We start from the raw sequence: 6,255 nt of genomic DNA on the forward strand, positions 1-6,255 counted from the left end.
GTTTATGAAAGATACCTGTCAAGATGGCAACACCGTTATCACAGATTTTGAAAAAGATGGCACCAATAATAAAATAGAATTACTTAATTTTGGTCTTGATAAAAATAGTTTACAAGAATTGCTCAACAATTCCCAAGATGGCCAAAATGGTAATGCAGTCATAAAACTGAATGGTCATACGATCACGTTTGAAGGGGTTGATATATCCAAACTCCGTGCCGATCAATTTGAACTTTATAATAATCCTTCGAAATAGTTTTTTAACATTTTAAAATACGTTAAAGCTGGTTACTATTACCTAGTAGCCAGCTTATTAAATAATATGAATAAAATATGGACAAAAAAAACAAATTTGAAACAAGTCACCATATAAATCAAAATGAAAAACTTGTTCAAGAATTATACCTTGCTTTTTTATTGCAAAGCAATGCTTTTACTGAACTTAATGAACAAGTTGAGTATCAAAATAAACTCATTCAAAGAATAAAGCATTCAATAAGTTGGAAGATTACTTTACCACTAAGAATAGCGTACTACTTAAAAAAGAAACAATTTAGATCACATGTGAAAACAAGGATCAAACAAAAGTTTTCGAGTGGTTGTGCATTATACAAAAATTGCAAAATAAAATTATTTGAATATAAATTGAGATCTTATTTAAAATTTAAATTTTTTCCAAATTTTTTATTCCACAATAACTATTTTAAAAACCCAACCGTTTCAACGAGTAAAATTGATGCTCCTTCATTAATAACATATGCGGATCAATTTAAATCTATAAGAAAAAAAAACGTAAATCCCACATCACTGAGGATTTTTGTAAATAACATGATACTTATAGTTGCCGAAGTAACATTGCCACAATGTTATAAATACAGAGTCTTGCAAAAAAAAAGGTATTTAGAAGCTCTGGGATGGGTTGTAACAATTGTAGATTGGCGTGACGAAAAAAAAGCATTTTTTGCCCTTCAATTTTGTTGTCATGTTATTTTTTATCGTGTACCTGGCTTTCAATCGGTATTACAGCAAATACAAGAAGCTAAAAGATTAAGTCTAAATCCATGGTGGGAAGTAGATGATTTAATTTTTGATAAATCATTATATTCAGAATGTGGGTTTATGGATTTCCTTTCTAAAAGTGAAAAGAAGTTATTACTTTCTGGTGCTGAGTTGTATCGAAAAGCCATGTTAACTTGTGAACACGGTATTGCATCAACGCGGACATTGTCTCAACTTATGGTTAATGCTGGATTAAAAAAAGCATATACTATCGAAAATTCTTTAGATAAAGAAACTTTAGAGATCATTGAAAACATTAAAAATGACGATTTGATACGTTCTAAAAAAGAAAAAAAAACAACAATTGTTATTCTTTATGGCTCGGGCACTAGCACTCATGATACCGATTTTTTGGTGGCGGCACAAGGTATAGCGGCAGTATTGATTAAAAATGCAAATGTACAATTTTGGATAGTTGGTGAGCTGCAATTGCCTGAGATGTTTAAAAAGCTTACGAATCAGATAAAACGGATTCCTTTTCAATCTTTTGAACGTTATCTTCGGTTGTTGGCTTATGCTGATATCTCCATAGCCCCCCTTGAAAATATTACGTTTAATGATGGTAAAAGTAATATTAAATATCTAGAAGCCTCCATGTTAGAAATTCCATCGGTTTGTTCTGCTACACAGACTTTTAAAGATATTATAAAAGACAATGTGAATGGTTTTCTTGCTTCATCGTCGCAGAAATGGGAAGATAAAATTACCCTTTTAACACAATCATCATCATTGCGCAGACAAATAGGAAATAAAGCATGGAATACGATTACCCAAATTTATCTTCCTGAAATCATTTGTAAACAACAAGTGGAGCCAATATTTGGCAAACCTATTGTACCCAAAAATAATCCGTTAAAAGTTTTAATTGTGAACGTATATTATGATCCTTATCGTTTTGGTGGAGCTACATTAGTGGCAAGTGAAATGGCTAAACGTTTTCATAGCCATAAAAACGTTGAGGTGGTCATTTTTACTCTTAGGCCTTTTGATGAAGGGGTCCCAGGGTTGCGTCGTTACAGTATAGAGGGAATAAATGTTTTTTCTTTACCAATGAATTCCACATTGTCCAGTGTAGAAAATTTCCTTAATTCGAACGTTTCGCACGCGTTTGAAGAGGTTTTAAAACTTATTCAACCTGATATTGTTCATTTTCATTCCATCCAACATTTAGGCTTGCAATTGCCTGTTTTATGTCAGTATCACGCAATTCCGTACGTCATTACACTTCACGATGCGTGGTGGTTGTGTGACAGACAATTCATGATTAAGCCTGATGGTAAATATTGCTTTCAAAATGAAATCGATTTAGTGGTTTGTCAATTTTGTCAACTAGGAAAAAATTACTTAGAAGCACGAATGGTGCTTAGTAAAGAAATTTTAAATAATTCTTCTTTATTATTAAGCCCAAGCGATTCGCATAGAAACTTGTATATTCATAATGGAATTGATAAAGAAAAGATTAAAGTTAATCGTAATGGTGTGATCAGGCCTAAAAATAAACGTCCTAAACGATTACCAAGTTCAAGATTAAGATTTGGGTTTGTTGCGGGGGATGAACGGGTCAAAGGATACGACTTAATTCTAAACGTGTTTCAATCTTTGACCCAATCGGAATGGGAATTAAAAATTGTAAATAATAAAATAAGTATGGGGCACGCTTCGATCAATTTAATGAATAGGCAGTTTTCAGGACTTGTGAGTTTAGTACCGCCCTATAATTATGATTCAATGGATAAGTTTTTTTATGGTATTGATGTCTTATTATTTCCATCACAATGGAAAGAAAGTTATGGATTGACCGTTCGTGAAGCTTTGCTACGCGATGTATGGGTTATTTGTACACATCCTGGTGGCCAGTCTGAAGATGTGATTGACGGTATAAACGGAAATTATATTTCATTGAGTGGTGATGTAAGTGAATTGAAAAATATTGTTGAACATTTATTAAACAATGTGTCAAAATTTGACAATTATATTAACCCCTACAAGGAACAAATTGCTACATTGGATCAGCAAGTGAATGAGCTGTTAATGTATTATCGTCAAATTACTCAACCAGAGTATTCTTTCCAGCCTTAAATATGTATTTCCAAGCAGTTTTAAAATCATAAGAATTAACAAGGTATAAAAAACGTTTCCACCGGGGGATAACCGGTACATTTCGTTGCGAACAATTTTTTAGATATTGTGTAATATAGTGCTCAGGAAAAAAACGGTTATTTTTCATGAGGATATGGTAATAATTTAGCCAAAAAATACCGTAATAATTATCGCGCAGTAATTCTTTTTTTATAAAGGGTACATAGCCAGATTGAACGATACTGAGCCAGTCTAGATGCATAGGATTGATTTGTTGAGGATCTCGTGCAAAGCAATGTTTTCCCTTAGACCAGCACGCTTTATAATGTAACGACGGTGTTTGTCTTAGAATATTTCCGAGTTTTAATTCTCCGTTTCGAATAATTTCTGCTTTATTCATTTTGTTAAACTGTTGGATAAATAAACGCTGTATTTTGCTTGTATCCATTGCCTTACGGGATAGGCATAAAAACCAAGATTGAAAATGAGGAACAACTTCAAAACTTTCAACCAATCCCCATACATCTAATTTCTGATTTAACATATTATGAAATATAGGTTGTAAAGGATAAATCGGTCCCCACACACTGTCGTTTGCCAGTAAAATATAATCTGAGTTTTTAGTTACATTTTTATTTATAAGATACTGCCACGCTCCGAAATCTAGCCCTTCGTTTGGACGTAGATGAGGTATAATATTGTTAAGTTTACAGAAATTTCGTATATCAGGGGTTAAGTAAGTTTTTCCTGATAATGCAAGGTGTATGTTCCATCCGCATTGGGAAAGTTGATACAAATAGTGTTTAACATCTTTAGGGATTTCATTGCCTTTGATATAACTGGCAAATAAACAGGTTTTATATATCATGCGTTGGTTTTGAATTTAATTCACTTATGCGGTTTTAAAATATGCGTAGAATTTTAAATTAACAAAATTGTTGCTTTGAGTATGCTAATAAATGAAGTTCACCCTAAGAAATATTATTGACCTTATGATAATTAAGTGTTGAACAATAAAAGAGCTATATTGGGTTAAACATATACGGACTGAGTTGCTTTGTTAGATCAACAAAAAGTGATAGCGAATAGTAAAAAAAGAGTCCCCATAAGGTGCTTTAAAGAGTTATAGTTTATTTGTCTGAGGGGTAAATCAAGACACTATTGAAGTTATGGTGAAAAGGAAGGTGAACTTTTTTATTACCAATTTTTATTTATATACTACAAAGTAAAACATTTAATTATATGATTTAAGCACTAAAGATACTCAGCAAAAAGCCACCCATTATGGTGGTTTTTTGTTGGAAAAATCATAGTAAAGACGAGAATAGCCACCATAGGAAGATTTTGTCTTTAGGTTTAAATGTTTCATTAGTTTACCTAAATTTCTCTTCATAAAAGAAAATAACTTAACTTTATTTCTAAAATTAAATAATTCGATAGAAAAGTTCTTGTTAAAGAGGAATTTTGTCATCATTCGATAAGAGGTTTGTTTAATAAGTATTTCTCAGATAAACTATAGTTTTTTTTAGAGAGATATGTAGGAGGAGATTTTTGAGAAGTAGAAGGAATAAGTAAACCCACTATTTTTAGTTTTTCCTCTATAAATAAACGGCTTTGATTCTGATTTGATGACTTTGTTTCTCTTTATAGGTCAATCAGGCTTCTCATATAAGGCCAAAGCACATCAATATACTCTCTACGAAGATGACTTAAATCCTTATTATGAGAAAAATATTGCCAATGTATTTTTAAAAAATCTAAGATTTTCTCCTCATTGTAGATAGAGTGTGTACAGGAATCTATTGCTAAGTTAATAAAACGAACCCCTTCATTAATATCCCAATAGTATTTCCAATTTGTTTTAATTTCTCGCCTGTCGCTATTATACCCTATGTGTTTTAAATCAGCATAAACAGTTTTAGCCACATTTTTGATTGCATTTTCCATAATAGTGGTAATCGTTCGCTCTTTAATTCAAACGATGAATTCTAAGGCAAACCTTGTTTTTTAGTCTAATCGTATCGTTAAACTTTCTGATTTCTTGATAGTATTCTTTTTGCTTAATTTAACTATCGTTTATTACCTATTATAAAAATGCACTTATTTATTAACATATGCACGGTAAAAGAATTGCAAGTAACACTTAATGCAAACGTTACAATCCTATCACGGCGGGGTATTTTCTACCCGTTCATGCCTTGCTGCTCATTATTCCCATTTTAGGAAGTTTTTTTGCGTCGTGTGGTTTATCGGTCTTTAGGTTGTAATCCAATGGATTTTCCACCAACGGGCGAGCTCGTTACTGTTGCTTGTACAGGTCTTTTCCTCGGGCTAGCGGTTATGGTGTTGACCCAGTGTTAACTTTTCTTTGGCCGCTTGGGTAATAAAGTGTGAACGGTTGTTAGATACTTTGTCAATTTTTTGAATAATATCCTCAGGCAACGTTATATTGATTCTGCGTACACGTTCCTTAGGAAAATAAATATCAACCAAGAAGGCGACTGCTTTTTGATTTTCTTTGCTGGACATTACTTGATCAAGGGTAGAAGGATAAGGAATAGTTTCTTTGTCTTCAACCATGCCTTTGATATGAAAATCTAACGCTTCACGAGCAAGATCTTTAGCTTCTTCTAAAGTAGACCCTGCGGATATACATCCAGGAAAATCAGGAAATTCGACGCCATAATCGCTGTGGTGTTCTTTACGAATGAGGGCAATAAAACTTGTCATGGGGTTTCTCTCAATTTCATCTTCGCTTGTTTTTCAATACTTTTTACCGTGCCAATAGGTAAATCTCTTGTTGGATGAGGAACCGTCACGCGGCCTTTGTAGTGAGGATGTTTAAATTGCCAATGGTCACCTTTTGTAGCCACGTGCTCCCATCCATTTTTCTTTAATATCGAAATAATCAAACGGCTATTCATGTGTATAAATATACACATTTATCGTCCGTTAATCAACTAGAAAAGGTAAAGTATGTCGACCTATTTTCAAAACGCCCAAACGGGCGTAATGACGGCGGACACGTCGGACCTGTTAACGGAAGTGCAACAAGAGTTTATCAGTGCGTTGGGGGAGAATTTGTCTTTGGACGCTTCAACGCCACAAGGCACATTG

6 protein-coding genes are annotated in these 6,255 nt (G+C 33.2%); 2 read left to right on the top strand and 4 right to left on the bottom strand.

All coding sequences use genetic code 11. The annotated features are described in order from the left end of the window. On the top strand, window positions 1-256 hold a 256-nt coding region (locus tag AABE15_RS01930; RefSeq protein ID WP_338329596.1), incomplete at its 5' end, for a type I secretion C-terminal target domain-containing protein. A gap of 572 nt (window positions 257-828) precedes the next feature. Further along, complete coding sequence (locus AABE15_RS01935) at window positions 829-3,138, top strand: glycosyltransferase (RefSeq protein WP_338329597.1); 2,310 nt, start codon at window positions 829-831, stop codon at window positions 3,136-3,138. Here the strand turns inward: AABE15_RS01935 and AABE15_RS01940 are convergent. The 4 genes from AABE15_RS01940 to AABE15_RS01955 form a co-directional block, all read right to left on the bottom strand. Continuing rightward, window positions 3,107-4,006, bottom strand: coding sequence for a rhamnan synthesis F family protein (locus tag AABE15_RS01940; protein WP_338329598.1), 900 nt, complete (start codon window positions 4,004-4,006; stop codon window positions 3,107-3,109). The two genes, AABE15_RS01935 and AABE15_RS01940, sit on opposite strands and share 32 nt — an antisense overlap. 776 nt (window positions 4,007-4,782) lie before the next feature. Continuing rightward, window positions 4,783-5,085 (bottom strand): hypothetical protein, encoded by a 303-nt coding sequence (locus AABE15_RS01945; RefSeq protein WP_338329599.1) that lies wholly within the window; start codon window positions 5,083-5,085, stop codon window positions 4,783-4,785. 384 nt (window positions 5,086-5,469) lie between these two features. Then, window positions 5,470-5,868: a type II toxin-antitoxin system HicB family antitoxin gene (locus AABE15_RS01950; protein ID WP_338329600.1), complete on the bottom strand. Its 399-nt coding sequence runs from the start codon at window positions 5,866-5,868 to the stop codon at window positions 5,470-5,472. After that, on the bottom strand, window positions 5,865-6,062 hold the full coding sequence (locus tag AABE15_RS01955) for a type II toxin-antitoxin system HicA family toxin (RefSeq protein ID WP_338329601.1): 198 nt from the start codon (window positions 6,060-6,062) through the stop codon (window positions 5,865-5,867). Before AABE15_RS01955 ends, AABE15_RS01950 begins: the two co-directional genes overlap by 4 nt. Window positions 6,063-6,255 lie beyond the last annotated feature (193 nt).

Source organism: Commensalibacter sp. Nvir (assembly GCF_963921845.1).
Classification (GTDB): domain Bacteria; phylum Pseudomonadota; class Alphaproteobacteria; order Acetobacterales; family Acetobacteraceae; genus Commensalibacter.

Excerpts from the sequence above, each read along its gene's own strand:
- AABE15_RS01935 (WP_338329597.1), top strand. The coding sequence starts at position 829 with ATGATACTTATAGTTGCCGAAGTAACATTGCCACAATGTTATAAATAC.
- AABE15_RS01940 (WP_338329598.1), bottom strand. The coding sequence starts at position 4,006 with ATGATATATAAAACCTGTTTATTTGCCAGTTATATCAAAGGCAATGAA.
- AABE15_RS01945 (WP_338329599.1), bottom strand. The coding sequence starts at position 5,085 with ATGGAAAATGCAATCAAAAATGTGGCTAAAACTGTTTATGCTGATTTA.
- AABE15_RS01950 (WP_338329600.1), bottom strand. The coding sequence starts at position 5,868 with ATGACAAGTTTTATTGCCCTCATTCGTAAAGAACACCACAGCGATTAT.
- AABE15_RS01955 (WP_338329601.1), bottom strand. The coding sequence starts at position 6,062 with ATGAATAGCCGTTTGATTATTTCGATATTAAAGAAAAATGGATGGGAG.